11 protein-coding genes are annotated in these 14,754 nt (G+C 70.6%); 7 read left to right on the top strand and 4 right to left on the bottom strand.

Translation table 11 applies throughout. The features are described 5' to 3' along the window. Positions 1–38: 38 nt before the first annotated feature. The 3 genes from ACWGDB_RS39945 (at position 39) to ACWGDB_RS39935 (ending at position 5,438) form a co-directional block, all read left to right on the top strand. On the top strand, positions 39–1,829 hold the full coding sequence (locus ACWGDB_RS39945) for a protein kinase domain-containing protein (RefSeq protein WP_453826969.1): 1,791 nt from the start codon (positions 39–41) through the stop codon (positions 1,827–1,829). A gap of 137 nt (positions 1,830–1,966) precedes the next feature. Further along, positions 1,967–3,580: a succinic semialdehyde dehydrogenase gene (locus ACWGDB_RS39940; protein WP_453826968.1), complete on the top strand. Its 1,614-nt coding sequence runs from the start codon at positions 1,967–1,969 to the stop codon at positions 3,578–3,580. Between the two features lie 49 nt (positions 3,581–3,629). Further along, positions 3,630–5,438, top strand: a complete 1,809-nt coding sequence (locus ACWGDB_RS39935) for a GMC family oxidoreductase N-terminal domain-containing protein (protein ID WP_453826967.1) — start codon at positions 3,630–3,632, stop codon at positions 5,436–5,438. A gap of 93 nt (positions 5,439–5,531) precedes the next feature. Here the strand turns inward: ACWGDB_RS39935 and ACWGDB_RS39930 are convergent, their stop codons facing one another. Then, positions 5,532–6,581: an LAETG motif-containing sortase-dependent surface protein gene (locus ACWGDB_RS39930; RefSeq protein WP_453826966.1), complete on the bottom strand. Its 1,050-nt coding sequence runs from the start codon at positions 6,579–6,581 to the stop codon at positions 5,532–5,534. Between the two features lie 258 nt (positions 6,582–6,839). Between ACWGDB_RS39930 and ACWGDB_RS39925 the strand changes: the two genes are divergently transcribed. Beyond that, the gene (locus ACWGDB_RS39925) at positions 6,840–7,793 is read left to right on the top strand and encodes a hypothetical protein (protein WP_453826965.1); all 954 of its coding nucleotides are present in this window, start codon (positions 6,840–6,842) and stop codon (positions 7,791–7,793) included. A 552-nt stretch (positions 7,794–8,345) separates the two neighbouring features. Here the strand turns inward: ACWGDB_RS39925 and ACWGDB_RS39920 are convergent. Next, complete coding sequence (locus tag ACWGDB_RS39920) at positions 8,346–8,762, bottom strand: chorismate mutase (RefSeq protein WP_453826980.1); 417 nt, start codon at positions 8,760–8,762, stop codon at positions 8,346–8,348. A 191-nt stretch (positions 8,763–8,953) separates the two neighbouring features. Here ACWGDB_RS39920 and guaA point away from each other — a divergent pair, with 191 nt between their 5' ends. Continuing rightward, a complete protein-coding gene (gene guaA / locus ACWGDB_RS39915) occupies positions 8,954–10,531 on the top strand; it encodes a glutamine-hydrolyzing GMP synthase (protein WP_453826964.1) in 1,578 nt (525 codons plus the stop codon). Positions 10,532–10,556: 25 nt separating this feature from the next. Here the strand turns inward: guaA and ACWGDB_RS39910 are convergent, their stop codons facing one another. Then, on the bottom strand, positions 10,557–11,030 hold the full coding sequence (locus tag ACWGDB_RS39910; RefSeq protein WP_328879846.1) for a pyridoxamine 5'-phosphate oxidase family protein: 474 nt from the start codon (positions 11,028–11,030) through the stop codon (positions 10,557–10,559). A 158-nt stretch (positions 11,031–11,188) separates the two neighbouring features. Between ACWGDB_RS39910 and ACWGDB_RS39905 the strand changes: the two genes are divergently transcribed. Further along, positions 11,189–11,995 (top strand): class II aldolase/adducin family protein, encoded by an 807-nt coding sequence (locus ACWGDB_RS39905; protein WP_453826963.1) that lies wholly within the window; start codon positions 11,189–11,191, stop codon positions 11,993–11,995. Positions 11,996–12,078: 83 nt separating this feature from the next. Here ACWGDB_RS39905 and ACWGDB_RS39900 read toward each other — a convergent pair whose 3' ends face one another. Continuing rightward, on the bottom strand, positions 12,079–12,966 hold the full coding sequence (locus ACWGDB_RS39900; protein ID WP_453826962.1) for a DUF4429 domain-containing protein: 888 nt from the start codon (positions 12,964–12,966) through the stop codon (positions 12,079–12,081). Positions 12,967–13,304: 338 nt separating this feature from the next. Here ACWGDB_RS39900 and ACWGDB_RS39895 point away from each other — a divergent pair, with 338 nt between their 5' ends. After that, positions 13,305–14,585: a hypothetical protein gene (locus ACWGDB_RS39895; RefSeq protein ID WP_453826961.1), complete on the top strand. Its 1,281-nt coding sequence runs from the start codon at positions 13,305–13,307 to the stop codon at positions 14,583–14,585. Positions 14,586–14,754 lie beyond the last annotated feature (169 nt).

The following is a 14,754-nucleotide window of genomic DNA, read 5'->3' as shown; positions in this document are numbered from 1 at the left end:
ACTGGCCAAGGGCCCGCCCCGCAAGGTAGGCATGGGGCATGAGTAGCGACGGGGGCGGCACCGGCCCCAAGGGGCGTGTGATCGGCGGGCGTTACCGTCTGGTCGAGCGCATCGGCTCCGGCGGTATGGGCACCGTCTGGCGGGCACTCGACGAGCTGGTCGACCGTGAAGTCGCCGTCAAGCAGCCACGGTTGCCCGGCCACCCGGAGGACGCGGGCCATCAGCGGGCCGCCCACCGCCTCTACCGCGAGGCCCGCGCCGCCGCCCGCGTCGACCATCCGGCCGCCGTCGCGATCCATGACGTCGTCGTGGAGGACGGACTGCCCTGGATCGTCATGGAGCTGGTCCGCGGCGAGTCCCTGCACGAGGTCCTCCAGCGCGGGCCGGTGGAGGCCGCCGAGGCCGCCCGCATCGGTGTCGCCGTCCTCGGTGCCCTGCGCGCCGCGCACGCCGTCGGCATCGTCCACCGCGACGTCAAGCCCGCCAACGTGCTGCTCGGCGCCCACCGCCGCGTCGTCCTCACCGACTTCGGCATCGCCCACATCCAGGGCGAGGAATCCCTCACCGTCAGCGGCGAGTTCGTCGGCTCCCTGGAGTTCATCGCTCCCGAGCGGATGTCCGGCCGCGGTGCCGGGCCCGCCTCCGACCTGTGGTCGCTGGGCGTGCTCCTGTACGCCGCCGTGGAGGGCTGGTCGCCCTTCCGCCGTACGACCCTGGAGTCCACGCTCGCCGCGATCCTCGCCGCCGACCCGCCCGAGCCGAGACAGGCGGGGCCGCTGGGGTCGCTGATCGTGCGGCTGCTGGGGAAGGATCCCGAGCTGCGCCCCGACGCGGAGGATGTCGGCGCCGCGCTGGAGGCGGTCGCGCAGGGGTGGCCCGTTCCGGAGCCCGCCGGGGGTTCGGCGGGGGCGGGGCCCCAGGACGCCTCGGGGCTACGGGAGTTCAAGGAGGACGCGGGGACGGTGCGGCTCTCAGGCTCGGCGGCTTTGGAACGGGCGGCCGCCGAACGGACACCTTCCGGACCGGCACCTTCCGGACCGGCACCTTCCGAAACAGCGGCGTCCGAAGCAGCGGGTGAGCAGGAGCCGCCGACCTCCGAAGCGGCGCCCGGAGCAACCCCGGACGCACCCCACGAAGCACTGCCCGAACCGGCAACCGCCGCCATGACCCCCTCCGGGCCCAAGAGCCGCCCCCGGCTGCGCCCCCTTTCCGTCGCCGTCCTGGGCGTCCTCCTCGTGGCCGGCACCTGGTTCACCACCTCCTCCTTCCTCGTCGACAAGGACGACGGCCCCAAGGAGATGAACCCCGTCTACTCCTCGGCCCCCCTGGCGCCGAGCAGCTCGAGCCCCCGCCCCGGCTCCACCCCCACCGCCGGCGACTGGATCGCACACCGGGAGAGGGAGATGGACGCCGTGCTCTCCCTCCCGGCCGAGTACAAGGAGATGGCTCGGGAAGGCAGCGCCGCCGACCAGCCCCGGCTCGTCGTCTACGACATCGGCCTCGTCCAGGTCCGCCTCACTCTGTGGGACAGGTCGCCCCGTCCGTTGCTGGACCAGGCGCAGTACGCGCTCGACACCTGGAACAGCTACAACAACGACGCCGGCGGCCAGTCCACACGCACCACCTTCAAGGGCTACGACGCCGTCCTGTCCGACATCACCTACGACAAGGAGGAGTCCCCGAGCCGAGTCATGCAGCTGTTCGTGGTCACCGGCGACGAGCGCATGTACGAGCTGCGCGTCGACATGCCAAAGGGCACGCCCACGGAGAAGAAGGGCACCGCGGTCTTCAAGGGCGCCCGTGACCGACTTGAGATCGGACCGGACTGAGCGCCACCTCCTCGTCGCCGCGCAACGCCCTGATCAGCGTGTTTACTGCCAGTGGACACTGGCAGCATGTGAGCACTCGGTGAATCCCCGTTACCGACGGGTACACAAAGCCTCCGTCGCGGCATACTCTGCGGCTCATGACGGACGCGCAGGCCCCGGCCAAGACCGGCACGAACCCCCTCGCCCCCGCCCCGGAGGGCGCCCGTACCGCCGCCGACGTGGTGACCCCCGAGCTGGTGGCCCAGCTCACCAAGGGCGTGGCCGGCTCCGGCCGTACCGCGAACCACACGCCGTTCACCGGCGAGAAGCTGGCCGACCTGCCCGAATCCACGCCCGAGGACGTGCAGAAGGCCTTCGAGGCGGCACGTAAGGCCCAGGCCGTCTGGGCGCAGGTCCCTGTGCGGCAGCGTGCCGCGGTCCTGCTCCGCTTCCACGACCTGGTGCTCGAACGTCAGGCCGAGGTCCTCGACCTCATCCAGCTGGAGACCGGCAAGGCCCGTCTGCACGCCCACGAGGAGGTGCAGGCCGTAGCCGTCGCGGCCCGCCACTACGGCCGCAAGGCACCCTCCTATCTGAAGCCGAAGCGGCACGCGGGCGCCATGCCCACGCTGACCAAGGTCACCGAACTGCGCCACCCGCGCGGTGTCGTCGGCCAGATCGCGCCCTGGAACTACCCGCTGGAGCTGTCGGTCGGCGACGCGCTCCCGGGGTTCGTCGCGGGCAACGCGGTCGTGATGAAGCCCGACACCGAGACCTGCCTGACCGCCCTGTGGGCCCGTGACCTGCTCATCGAGGCGGGGCTCCCCGCCGACGTCTTCCAGGTCGTCCTCGGCGAGGGCCCGGTCATCGGCCCCGAGGTCGTCAAGCACGCCGACTACGTCTCCTTCACCGGCTCCACCCGCACCGGCCGCGAGGTCGCCCAGGGCGCCGCCGCCCGCCTGGTCGGCGTCTCGCTCGAACTCGGCGGCAAGAACGCGATGCTGGTCCTGGAGGACGCCGACGTGGAGAAGGCCGCCGCCGGCGCCGTCCGCGCCTGCTTCTCCTCCGCCGGCCAACTGTGCATCTCCATCGAGCGCCTGTACGTCCACGAGTCCGTCGCCGACGCCTTCGTGGAGCGCTTCGCCGCCCGCACCAAGGCGATGCGGCTCGGCAGGTCCCTCGCGTACGGCGCCGACATGGGCTCCCTGGTCGGCGAGCGCCAGCTGGAGACGGTCACCCGGCATGTGGAGGAGGCCGTCGCCAAGGGCGCGAAGCTCGTCGCCGGCGGCACCGCCCGCCCCGACATCGGCCCGTACTTCTTCGAGCCGACGATCCTCGACGGCGTCGAGGCGCCGATGGCCGTCTGCTCCGAGGAGACCTTCGGCCCGGTCGTCTCCATCTACCGTTTCAAGACCGAGGAGGAGGCGATCGAACTCGCCAACTCCACGCCGTACGGCCTCAACTCGTCGGTCTGGACGAAGGACGGCAGCCGTGGCCGCGCGGTCGCCGCCCGTCTGCGCACCGGCACGGTCAACGTCAACGAGGGCTACGCCCCCGCATACGGCAGCGTCCAGTCGCCCATGGGCGGCATGAAGGACTCCGGCCTCGGCCGCCGCCACGGCTCCGAGGGCATCCTCAAGTACACCGAGGCCCAGACGGTCGCCCAGCAGCGGCTGCTGCCGATGGCACCGTCGCTGGGGATGGACGACGAGAAGTACGCGCAGTTCATGAGCCGGAGCCTGCGCCTGATGAAGGCGTTCCGCTTCCGCTAGATCCCGCTCGACCGCACCGCCGCTTCACCGCTTTCAATGAGGAGAGCAAGTGTCACAGGAGAACTCTGCCCAGAAACAGGACGACGGCTCCGGATACGACTATGACGTCATCGTCGTCGGGTCGGGGTTCGGAGGGTCCGTAACGGCGCTGCGCCTGACGGAGAAGGGCTACCGCGTCGGTGTCCTCGAAGCCGGCCGCCGCTGGACCCGCGAGACCCTTCCCAAGAACTCCTGGGACCTGAAGAACTACCTCTGGGCCCCCAAGCTCGGCATGTACGGCATCCAGCGCATCCACCTGCTGGGCAACGTCATGGTGCTGGCGGGAGCGGGCGTCGGCGGCGGCTCACTGAACTACGCCAACACCCTCTACGTACCGCCGAAGGCCTTCTTCGACGACCCTCAGTGGCGTGACATCACCGACTGGCAGGAGGAGTTGAAGCCGTACTACGACCAGGCGCAGCGCATGCTCGGCGTACGGATCAACCCGACGATGACCCCGTCGGACGTCCACCTGAAGGCGGCTGCCGAGCGGATGGGCGTCGGCGACAGCTTCCACATGGCGCCGGTCGGCGTGTTCTTCGGCGACGGCAAGGACGCCGAGGGGGAGTTGCGGGCCGAGCCCGGCAAGGAGGTGCCGGACCCCTACTTCGGCGGGGCGGGACCGGCGCGCAAGGCGTGTACCGAGTGCGGTGAGTGCATGACCGGCTGCCGGCACGGCGCGAAGAACACCCTCAACGAGAACTACCTCTACCTGGCCGAGAAGGCGGGCGCGGTGGTCCACCCCCTGACGACGGTCGTCTCGGTCACGGACGACTCGCAGGGCGGCTTCGCCGTGGCGACCCTGCCGACCGACCGCGGGAAGAAGGGCGAGGCCAGGCTGTTCAAGGCCCGCAAGGTGGTCCTCGCCGCCGGTACCTACGGCACCCAGACCCTGCTGCACCGGATGAAGGCGGGCGGCCAACTGCCGCACCTCTCGGCGAAGCTGGGCGAGCTGACCCGCACCAACTCGGAGGCCGTGGTCGGCGCCCAGACCGACAACCGGCGCTACCGCAAGGCGACGGGGCAGCCGAAGGTCGACTTCACGCGCGGGGTCGCCATCACGTCCTCGATCCACCCCGACGAGAACACCCACATCGAGCCGGTCCGCTACGGCAGGGGCTCCAACGCGATGGGCGGCCTGTCGATCCTGCAGGTGCCCTACGCGGACGGCCGTTCGCGGGCCGGCGCCTGGCTGGCGAACGCGGTCCGCCATCCCCTCCTCGTCCTGCGCTCCCTGTCCAACCGCCGCTGGTCGGAGCGGACCATCATCGGCCTGGTGATGCAGTCGCTGGACAACTCGCTGACGACGTATCTGAAGCAGGACGGCGTGGGCAAGGGCCTGCTGACCGCCCGCCAGGGCCACGGCGCCCCCAACCCCAAGCAGATCAAGGCCGCCTCGGAGGCCGCCTCGGTGATCGCGGCCGACATCAACGGCTTCGCCGGTTCCAACGTCGGCGAGCTGATGGGCACCCCTCTCACCGCCCACTTCCTCGGCGGCTGCCCGATCGGTGACTCGCCCGAGACCGGCGTACTCGACCCGTACCACCGTCTGTACGGCCACCCCGGCATCTCGGTCGTCGACGGAGCGGCGGTGTCCGCCAACCTCGGCGTCAACCCCTCCCTGACGATCACCGCACAGGCCGAGCGGGCGATGTCGTACTGGCCCAACAACGGCGAGGCGGATCAGCGCCCGGCGCAGGGAGCGGCGTACGAACGCCTCAAGCCCGTCGAGCCGCAGTCCCCGGTGGTCCCGGCGGAGGCCTTCGGGGCCCTGAAGCTGCCGTTCCTCGGGATACCGGCGGTGCCGCCCAAGAAGTAGCGGCCGGCGACGCGACAGCCGACAAAAGAGAAGGACCTGCGCCCCCCTCCGAGCGCAGGTCCTTCTCCGTCTTGCGTAGAGCTTCGGTGAGGCTTAGGCCTCCGCACCGACCTTGCGGCGCTTCATGGCGAACACGACGCCCGCACCGGCGACGATGGCGATGCCACCGATGGTGCCGATGACCGGGAGGTTGGAGTCGGCGCCGGTCTCGGCGAGGTTGCCGGTGACCTCCTGGACCTCGCCCTGCGGCTTCTTGCCGTCGACGCCCGAGGGCTTCTCACCGTTCGGCTTGGCCGGGTCGACGTCACCCGGGTTGCTGCCCGCGGCGAGCACGGTGAACTCGTAGAACTCACCGTTGCCGTAGCACGCGGCGTCGTCGCCCGCGTAGATCGCCTGGCTCAGCGCGAAGGACGAACCGGCCGGGGCGGACGACTTCACGCGCACGCGCAGGTCGAGCGTGGAGGAGGAGTTCGCCTCCAGCTTGTCCAGGGAGGCGACGAAGCTGCCGGTGAAGACGACCTCGCCGTCCTCGTCCTTGTAGAAGTCCTGGTAGCTGCTGGTCCACTTGCCGTCCTGCTTGACCTGGATCTCGGCCATGTCCAGGTACAGCGACTCGTCGACGTTCTCCTCCGCGTACTCGGTGAACGCCTCGATCCAGACGTTCTCCAGGTCCTTGTCGGAGTTGTTCGTGGCGACGAACTCGAAGTTGTGCCAGCCCGAACCCGCGACGATCTTGCTCGGCAGGCCGGAGATCTCGGCCTTGAGGTTGTCGTCGAGGTCGAAGGTCTCGCAGTCCTCGTACGGGTTCCAGGAGGGGTCGTCCTCGGGGGTGCTCTCCTCCGGGGCCGGCGTGCTCTCCTCGGCGGCCGGGGTCGACTCCTCGGCGGCCGGCGTGCTCTCCTCCGCGGCGGGGGTGCTCTCCTCCGCCGCGGGCGTGCTCTCCTCGGCGGCCGGGGTCGACTCCTCGGCGGCCGGCGTGCTCTCCTCGGCCGCGGGCGTGCTCTCCTCGGCGGCCGGCGTGCTCTCCGACGCCGTCGGCGTCGCAGTGTCGTCCGTGGCAAACGCGGCCGGCGCGGACAGCAGTGCGATCGGCGCTATGACTGCCGTCGCGGCCGCAGTGGCCAGGGCACGGCGAAGCTTCATGAAGACCTCGAAAGTCCGGAGTGCTGCGATGTCGCAGCACGCGCATACAGGGAGGCCTCCGCGTGTGGGGCGCGGGAGTGGCCCTTGGTACGCACGGTTTGATCAGTGACGGCTGTGAATGGTTGCACTGTCACTAACAAGTTTCTTATGTGGCCTGCATCACGTGATCTGCATCACACTGGGGGCCTCTGCTCGGTGATCCACAGCTGACGTACGCTCAGCCGGCCTACGGCCCGCTGAGAGGAAGAGCACACCACCGTGACCGACAACCCGTCCGAGGAACCCAGACCCGCCACCGCCCCGAGCAAGCTGTGGAAGATCCTCGGTGCGGCCGTCGCCGTCGCCGTGGTCGCGGTGGGAGTGTGGCCGTCGCTGCTGCCGGGCGACCCCTTGGCCGCGGGCGGACCCGGTACCGCCCGGACGACACCGCTCCCGGCGGAGTCCACCGCCCCGAGCGCCGCACCTGCCGGCACGGCCGGCACCCCCACCCGCTCCCGGCCCTTCGTGGGCTCCCCGGCCGAGAAGTGGGCCGCCGGCGCGGCCGCCATCGAGGTGCCGAAGGCCAAGGCCGTCGGCGGGGTCTCCGCCGCGCGGATCGAGACGGCGCTGCGACTGACGAAGGAGTTCCTGGTCGCCTCGAACCTCGATCGCGAGGTGCTGAACGGCGCCGAGCCCAAGAAGGCGCTGGCGCTCATCGACCCCTTGCAGAACGACTACCTCGCCCAGTTGCGGTCCGAGTTGCGCCGTCCCACGGCCGACGCCGATCCCAAGTGGACCTTCACCCGCTTCGACCCGAAGGAGGTCGAGCTCGTGGGCGGAGACGTGCGGCTCCGCGGCCGCATGACGGTCGCACCCGGGGACGGTGCCGGTAAGGCGCTCATCCGGGCCGACTACACCTTTGTGTATGCGGCGGTCAGGGCCGGCGGCAAAGACGAGGTGGCCCGCACGATCGTGCGCCGGGTCGTCACGGTGGACGTATCCGATCCCGTCAAGTACCAGGGAACCGAGGGCCGCATCTGGGTGTTCGAGCTCGACGGCGAGATAGCCAACGACGACTGCGAGCGAAGCGATGGGCTGATCCACCCCATGTTCCTGGCCGATCTGTACGACGGACCCACGCCGTCCGGAGCGGCCCGTGATCCGTACGACCGCAGCAAGGGGCTGGAGGAGGGCGAACCCGAGACGGAGTGCGGCACCGTGACCCGCACCTGACGGGGCCCTGGGCACCCGGTGGGCATGAGAAGGGCCCCGCGGGACGGAGCCGCGGGGCCCTTCTTTCGTCAGCACCGACGTCAGGGCAGCGTCGGTGCCTGGGGAGCGGCGCCGGGGGGTTGCGCCGCTGGCCTGTGTGTCTCGACCTCTGGCAGTGCGTCAGCGCACGGCCGGGCCGAGGGAGTTGCGGGTGTCCACGGAGGGACTTGGAGCTTTCTACGCATCGTGCTGGACGGGCTCGGCCACCGCAACCGCTCGATCCCGGCGTTACTCCGTCCTGCCCTTTCCGCCGGCCGGCCCCGGGCGTCCCCGGAGCCGACCGTTCTCTTGGGTGACCGGGCTGCTGTCCCCTGCCGTCCGGTCACTTTCCTGGAGCGAGGTCCCACGACGCACGGGACGATCCGTACGCCACATCGCTCCAGCGAGCCACGCGTGGTTCTTTCGGGCCCGTCCCTGGCTGGCACGGACACCGGTACCAACGAAGGGGCCGGGAAGGTGTCACGCTCCGGACGGGTGAGAGCGGATGCGTACGTCTGTCCCCGGAACGTGGATTCAGATCCGGCCGCGGCACAGCTCCAGAAGGGTCATCGCCAGCGAGGTGCCCTGCTTGCCCAGCGCCTCGCTGTAGTGGTTGAGGATCTCCATCTCGCGGGAGAGGTTCACGCGCCGGCCGCCCGAGGTGATCCGCGCCTCCTGGATCACCGCTGAGACGGCCATGCGTTCCTGGATCAGACCGATGATCCGGTCGTCGAGCGCGTCGATGCGTTCACGGGCACCGGTGATCACGCCGGCGGCCTCGGGGGTGCGGGCGCCGGTCTTTTCGGCGGCGGTGGCAGTCATTCGGGGCTCCTGTGGAGGCTGGGGCGGTCGCCCCGGAGCGGCAGGATCCGCAAACGCCAGGCGCCCCGGACCTTGTCGGCCCGGGGCGCCTGGGAAGTCGCTTGTCAGTTGCTCAAGCAGCACGACCATGGCAGCCGGTGGGCCGGTTGCCATAGGTAAAGAGGAAGGTCGGGTGCGTGAGCATGGGGCCAGTATGCCGTGCCGCCCGAGGGAGTCCAAGGCGGTTCGCATCCTGAGACCGGGCTTGCCCCGAAGGGGGCCCCGCGGACCCCGGTAGACTCGGCCTCACACACACCTCGCTCACCGCCGGAAGGCAACCCGTGTCATCAGCGAACCCCGCAGCCGCCCCCGACACCGTCCTGGTCGTCGACTTCGGTGCGCAGTACGCCCAGCTCATCGCCCGTCGCGTCCGCGAGGCCCGGGTCTACAGCGAGATCGTGCCGAGCACCACGCCGGTCGCCGAGATGCTCGCCAAGAACCCGGCGGCGATCATCCTCTCCGGCGGCCCCTCGTCCGTGTACGAGGAGGGCGCCCCCCGCCTCGACCGCGCACTCTTCGAGGCCGGCGTCCCCGTCTTCGGCATGTGCTACGGCTTCCAGCTCATGGCGCAGAGCCTCGGCGGGACGGTCGACAACACCGGCTCGCGCGAGTACGGCCGTACCGATCTCCATGTCTCGAAGTCGTCCTCCACCCTCTTCGAGGGCACTCCGGCCGAGCAGCACGTGTGGATGTCGCACGGCGACGCCTGCTCCGCCGCCCCCGAGGGCTTCACGGTGACGGCCTCCACGGACGTCGTCCCGGTCGCCGCCTTCGAGAACGACGAGCAGAAGCTGTACGGCGTCCAGTACCACCCCGAGGTCATGCACTCCACGCACGGCCAGCAGGTGCTGGAGCACTTCCTGTACCGCGGCGCGGGCCTGAAGCCGGACTGGACCACCGGCAATGTCATCGAGGAGCAGGTCGCGGCCATCCGCGAGCAGGTCGGCGACCGGCGCGCCATCTGCGGGCTGTCCGGCGGCGTGGACTCCGCAGTCGCCGCGGCGCTGGTCCAGAAGGCCATCGGCTCCCAGCTGACCTGCGTGTATGTCGACCACGGCCTGATGCGCAAGGGCGAGACCGAGCAGGTCGAGAAGGACTTCGTGGCCGCGACCGGCGTACAGCTGAAGGTCGTGGACGCGGAGGAGCGGTTCCTCAAGGCGCTCGCCGGGGTCTCGGACCCCGAGGAGAAGCGGAAGATCATCGGCCGTGAGTTCATCCGGGTCTTCGAGCAGGCCCAGCTGGAGATCCTCCAGGAGGAGGGTCCCGAGGTCGCCTTCCTCGTGCAGGGCACCCTCTACCCGGACATCGTCGAGTCCGGCGGCGGCACCGGCACCGCCAACATCAAGTCCCACCACAACGTGGGCGGCCTCCCCGACGACATCGAGTTCGAGCTCGTCGAGCCGCTACGCCAGCTGTTCAAGGACGAGGTCCGGATGGTCGGCCAGGAGCTGGGCCTGCCCGAGGAGATCGTCCAGCGCCAGCCCTTCCCCGGCCCCGGCCTGGGCATCCGCATCGTCGGCGAGGTCAACAAGGAGCGCTTGGACCTGCTGCGCGAGGCCGACGCCATCGCCCGCGAGGAGCTCACGGCCGCCGGCCTCGACCGCGACATCTGGCAGTGCCCGGTGGTCCTGCTCGCGGACGTCCGCAGCGTGGGCGTGCAGGGTGACGGCCGGACCTACGGCCACCCGATCGTCCTGCGGCCGGTGTCGAGCGAGGACGCCATGACCGCCGACTGGTCGAGGCTGCCGTACGACGTGCTGGCGAAGATCTCGACGCGGATCACCAACGAGGTGCGGGACGTCAACCGCGTCGTCCTCGACGTGACCTCGAAGCCGCCGGGCACCATCGAGTGGGAGTAGGCCCCGTTGCCGAGTGGGGCAGGCCCTAGGTGCGCTTGATCGTGCGCAGGGGCCGGCCGGGCTGCCAGATCTTGACGACGAGGTACTTGTCGTCCTCGATGTAGGTCCTCACGACCTCGGTGAGCTCGGTACGGAAGAGGTGGAACGGCTCCGGCGGTTCCACCTCTTCGCCGTATGCGGCCTTCGTCCCGGGGTCCTCGACCTCGATCGCCCGCCCGGCGATCCGTACGTCACCGCCGCCCATGGACTGCCCCTCCCCGGGGTTCGCCTGGAGCGCGAAGCGCGGGTCGCGGCGCAGGTCGAGGGCCTTGAGCGAGTCCGGCATCATGCCGAGCCACAGCTCGCCGTTCAGGAAGCGGACCTCCAGGCCGGTGGTGCGCGGGGAGCCGTCCTTGCGGAGGGTGGCGAGGACGTGGTGCGTGAAGGCGCCGAAGCGCTCCTCCGCGATGCGGGCGAGGTCCGGCTCGGCCGCGGTGAAGGTTGCCCAGTTCGCTGTCATACGGTGAGTGTGGCGCCGAAACCCGACATCTGCTGTCGGGTATGCGTCCAACCGGCCCGCGCGGGCGTTGCGTGCGTCATCTTTACAGAACAACTCTGTTTTCCTGCGCTGACCGACGGTAACTTCCGCCCCGTAAGCAACCCAGTGCTGGAGGACACATGCACGGGACGCCCCTCGGGTCCACCCCGCCCTCGCCCCTGCCGACCGACCGCCTGCAGTTCGCGATGCCGCCCATGCACGACTCGGTCGAGGACGAGCGCCGACACCGAAAGGAGCGGCTCGCGGGCGCGCTGCGGATCTTCGGGCGGCTCGGGTTCGAGGACGGAGTCTCCGGACACATCACCGCGCGCGATCCGGAGTTCAGCGACTGCTTCTGGGTCAACCCGTTCGGGATGCCGTTCCGGCACGTCACCGTCAGCGACCTGGTCCTCGCCAACTCCGAGGGGCAGGTGATCGATGGCCGCTACCACGTCAACCAGGCCGCGTTCACCGTGCACTCCCAGGTCCACGCCGCGCGCCCGGACGTCGTCGCGGTCGCCCACTGCCACTCGGTGCACGGGCGGGCCCTAGCGGCGCTCGGCGAGCTCCTCGACCCGATCACACAGGAGAGCTGCGCCTTCTACGAGGACCACGCCCTCTACGACGCCTACTCGGGCGTGGCGGTCGACGCCCTGGAGGGTCGACGCATCGCGGCCGCACTGGGCACGCACAAGGCCCTCGTGCTGCGCAACCACGGGCTGCTGACCGTCGGAGACTCGGTGGACGCGGCGGCCTGGTGGTTCCTGTCCATGGAACGCTCCAGCCAGGTGCAGCTGACGGCCAGGGCGGCGGGTCGTCCGGTCCTCATCGAGCATCGGCAGGCGGTGGCCACGCGGGAGCAGCTGGGCGGGGATCTGGTGGCGTGGATCAACTACCAGCCGCTGTGGCAGGACGTCAGCCGGAGCGAGCCGGATCTGCTGAGCTGAGGGTTTCAGGGGGCCGTTGAGCTGAGGATTCAGAGGGCAGAGGGCCTTCCGCGGTCAGCGGTGGGGTGGTCTGTGGGCGGCGATCAGAAGCTGCGGAGGACGACCGCCTTCGTCATCGCGAACTCCTCGTCCGTGAGCACCCCGTCCCGGTGCAGCTCGCCCAACTCCCGCAGTCTGCGCAGGAGTACGTCGTGATGGTCGGCCTGGGGCGGAACGGACACCGCAAGCTGCGGGCGGTCGGTGGGGTCCGTGACGCCGGGGTGAGTGGACGGGTGCGGCAGACGGGCGGTGACCGCGGTGGCGACCAGGGCGGTGAGCAGATCGCGGCGGGCGCTGCCCCACAGGTCAAGGGCGTACGGATCCTTCTCGGGCGGCAGCTTGGAGAACGCCGTCTCGCGGGTCACGAAGCGCAGGAAGCCGTCCTCGTAACCGGAGTTGGGCAGCCATTCGACCTGGACCAGGTCGCCTACGTTGATGATCCGCGGACCCGTCGCCCGCTTGACCCGCTCGGAGGTGTCCGACCAGTCGATCCGCACCTGGACGCCGTCGAAGGACACCGTGCCGTCGGAGGAACGGACGGAGACCGGGACCGGCGGGCCGGGAAGGAGGTAGGCCTTGGTCGGCTCCTTGGGGATCTGGTCCAGCAGCAGCGCGCGGCGGATCTCCTCGGCGACATACTCGGCGACCCCGGCACGGTCGATGTCCACCGTCAGCCGATAGGGGTCGGCGGGGTCGGGGAGCCGGCCGCCGGTCGCCTGGAGGAGCGGGTCGGCGCCCTCACGCAGCCGCATACGCAGCCGTCCGCGCCTGCGCTCGGGCTCGAAGACGATGCTTGCGACGGCTTCCAGGGGTACGGCGATCTCCCCGTACGTCTGCCGGAACAGCGGCACGGAGCGGTGGAGGCCCGGCGTGATCCGGACCGTTGTGCCGTCGAAGGCCCAGGTCCCGTCGCGCTGGATGATCTCGGCCATGCAGAAATTCTCGCAGCCGGGTCAACTCGGTGGCCTTGTCTTCACCCGCACCGACCGGACCTGCCGGGTGGGGAGCGGGCCGGGTGCGGGACAATTCGCTGTCGCCCTCCGGCAGTTGTCGGTCGTCGGCGGTGGTGCGGCGATGGTCGAGGGCAGCGATGTCCGAAAACGGTGATGGCCGGTATCTGAGATCGGGCTGCCGATCGGTGGGCCATGCGGCTATAAGGCCTTGAGGGCTGTCGGGGGCCTGTGAAGGGCGTAGTGCCCCGAGGGCCGTGAGTTCGTGACTTCGTGGGTTCGTGAGTTCGTGAGGGTTGTCGGGAAGGCGGGCGTCGGGCGTGGCGGTGCAGGAGGCTGGGCATGGGGGCGCGGTGGTGGGCGCGCATGGGGGCGGCTGCACCTGTGGGGACTGTCCGCACGGGGCGCGGGCGGGGCATCGGCGTGCGGTCGCCGAGTTCCTGCTGAAGCGCGACGAGTTCGCGGCCGGGCAGGGACTGCCGGCGGCCGTGGCCCACTCGGCCTCCGCCTCCCGGCAGTGGGTCTCCGAGGAGTTGACGCAGTCCGCAGAACTCGTCGCCCAGCGGGGGCGGGCCGAGGGGGAGGCGTGGCTGGCGCGGCTGTGGTCGCGTACGGCGTGCGTGGTCTGGGCACTGGTCGTGGCGTTGCTCCTGGGGCAGGCGTTCACGGCGATCGGCGCGGGGTGGACGGCCGCGCGTACGGCCGGACTGCTGGCCGCGCTGGTGACGGGCGGGGCGCTGACCGCGGCGTCGTGGTTCCACCGGGCGCGGGGTGGGGCGCTGGCGCCTGTCATCGGTGAGGACAACCGGCTGTCCACGTCGCGTGCGGTGGCCGGGGCGTGGGTGCTGTTCGTCGCGTACGCCGTGCTCGTGCTGGTGGGGCAGCTGGCGGTGGCGTCCGGCCACGCGGAGCGCGACGCGCTGATCGCCGGCCTTGAGCTGGAGCGTGGCGCGGGTGTCGTGACCGTGCTCGCCGTGGTGTGTGCGATCGCGGTGCTCGTGCGGCGGGTCGTCGGGGTGCGGGTGCTCGGGCAGCGGCTGCAGAAGCTGCGGGCGGATCGGCCCCGGGCTGCGGATCTGCTGACGGATGACGCGGGGCGGGGGACGTTCGCCGACATCCAGTACGTCGTGATCGGCGGGGTTGCGCTGCTGTTCGCGGCGGTGCGGTTGGGGCGGCGGCCGGATCAGTTGCCGGATCTGCCGTGGGGGCTGGCGGTGGTGGTGCTGATCTCGGCGGCCACCTACCTGGCCGGGAAGTATGCGGAAGGCGGGCGGCCGGTGATCCTTTCCGTGGTGCGGGCGCGGGAGGCGGGGGATCTGGACGCGCCTATCCGTACCGGCGACGACATCGAGATTCGGGGAGCGGGGTTCGTGCCGCCGGGGGCGCAGGGGGCGGAACGGCTGTCGCGGATGGTGGTGCGGGTCGGGGCGGTGCATGTGCATGTGCCGTTGGTGCCGGTGAGCGGGGGGTTCAGCAATCCGACGGATGCGGTGCTGACTGTGCCTGTGCCGGTGGAGGTTGAGCCTGGGCGGGTGGACGTGCAGGTGGTTACTGCGGCGGGGGTGGAGACGAATCGGTATGCGATTGACGTGACTGACTGATCCTCCGGTGGTTGGGCGGGGGGTGCCTGCGGGGGCCTCTGGCGGTTGGGCGTCTATGCCTGCGGCGGCCTGTGGCTGTGTGGTGGGGGTTCGCGTAGCGCCTGCTGTTTCGTTGTGGGTCGGGGCCGTGCCGGGGGGTGTCCGTCCTCGGACCGGCGGTTGGGGTTGG

This window comes from Streptomyces sp. NPDC055013, from assembly GCF_053608645.1.
Note: the sequence above shows the minus strand (reverse complement) of the source record. Positions and strands in the feature narration are given on the sequence as shown.

Coding starts and splice junctions, on each gene's coding strand:
- ACWGDB_RS39945 (WP_453826969.1), top strand. CDS start 39: ATGAGTAGCGACGGGGGCGGCACCGGCCCCAAGGGGCGTGTGATCGGC.
- ACWGDB_RS39940 (WP_453826968.1), top strand. CDS start 1,967: ATGACGGACGCGCAGGCCCCGGCCAAGACCGGCACGAACCCCCTCGCC.
- ACWGDB_RS39930 (WP_453826966.1), bottom strand. CDS start 6,581: ATGAAGCTTCGCCGTGCCCTGGCCACTGCGGCCGCGACGGCAGTCATA.
- ACWGDB_RS39920 (WP_453826980.1), bottom strand. CDS start 8,762: ATGGTCGTGCTGCTTGAGCAACTGACAAGCGACTTCCCAGGCGCCCCG.
- ACWGDB_RS39910 (WP_328879846.1), bottom strand. CDS start 11,030: ATGACAGCGAACTGGGCAACCTTCACCGCGGCCGAGCCGGACCTCGCC.
- ACWGDB_RS39905 (WP_453826963.1), top strand. CDS start 11,189: ATGCACGGGACGCCCCTCGGGTCCACCCCGCCCTCGCCCCTGCCGACC.
- ACWGDB_RS39900 (WP_453826962.1), bottom strand. CDS start 12,966: ATGGCCGAGATCATCCAGCGCGACGGGACCTGGGCCTTCGACGGCACA.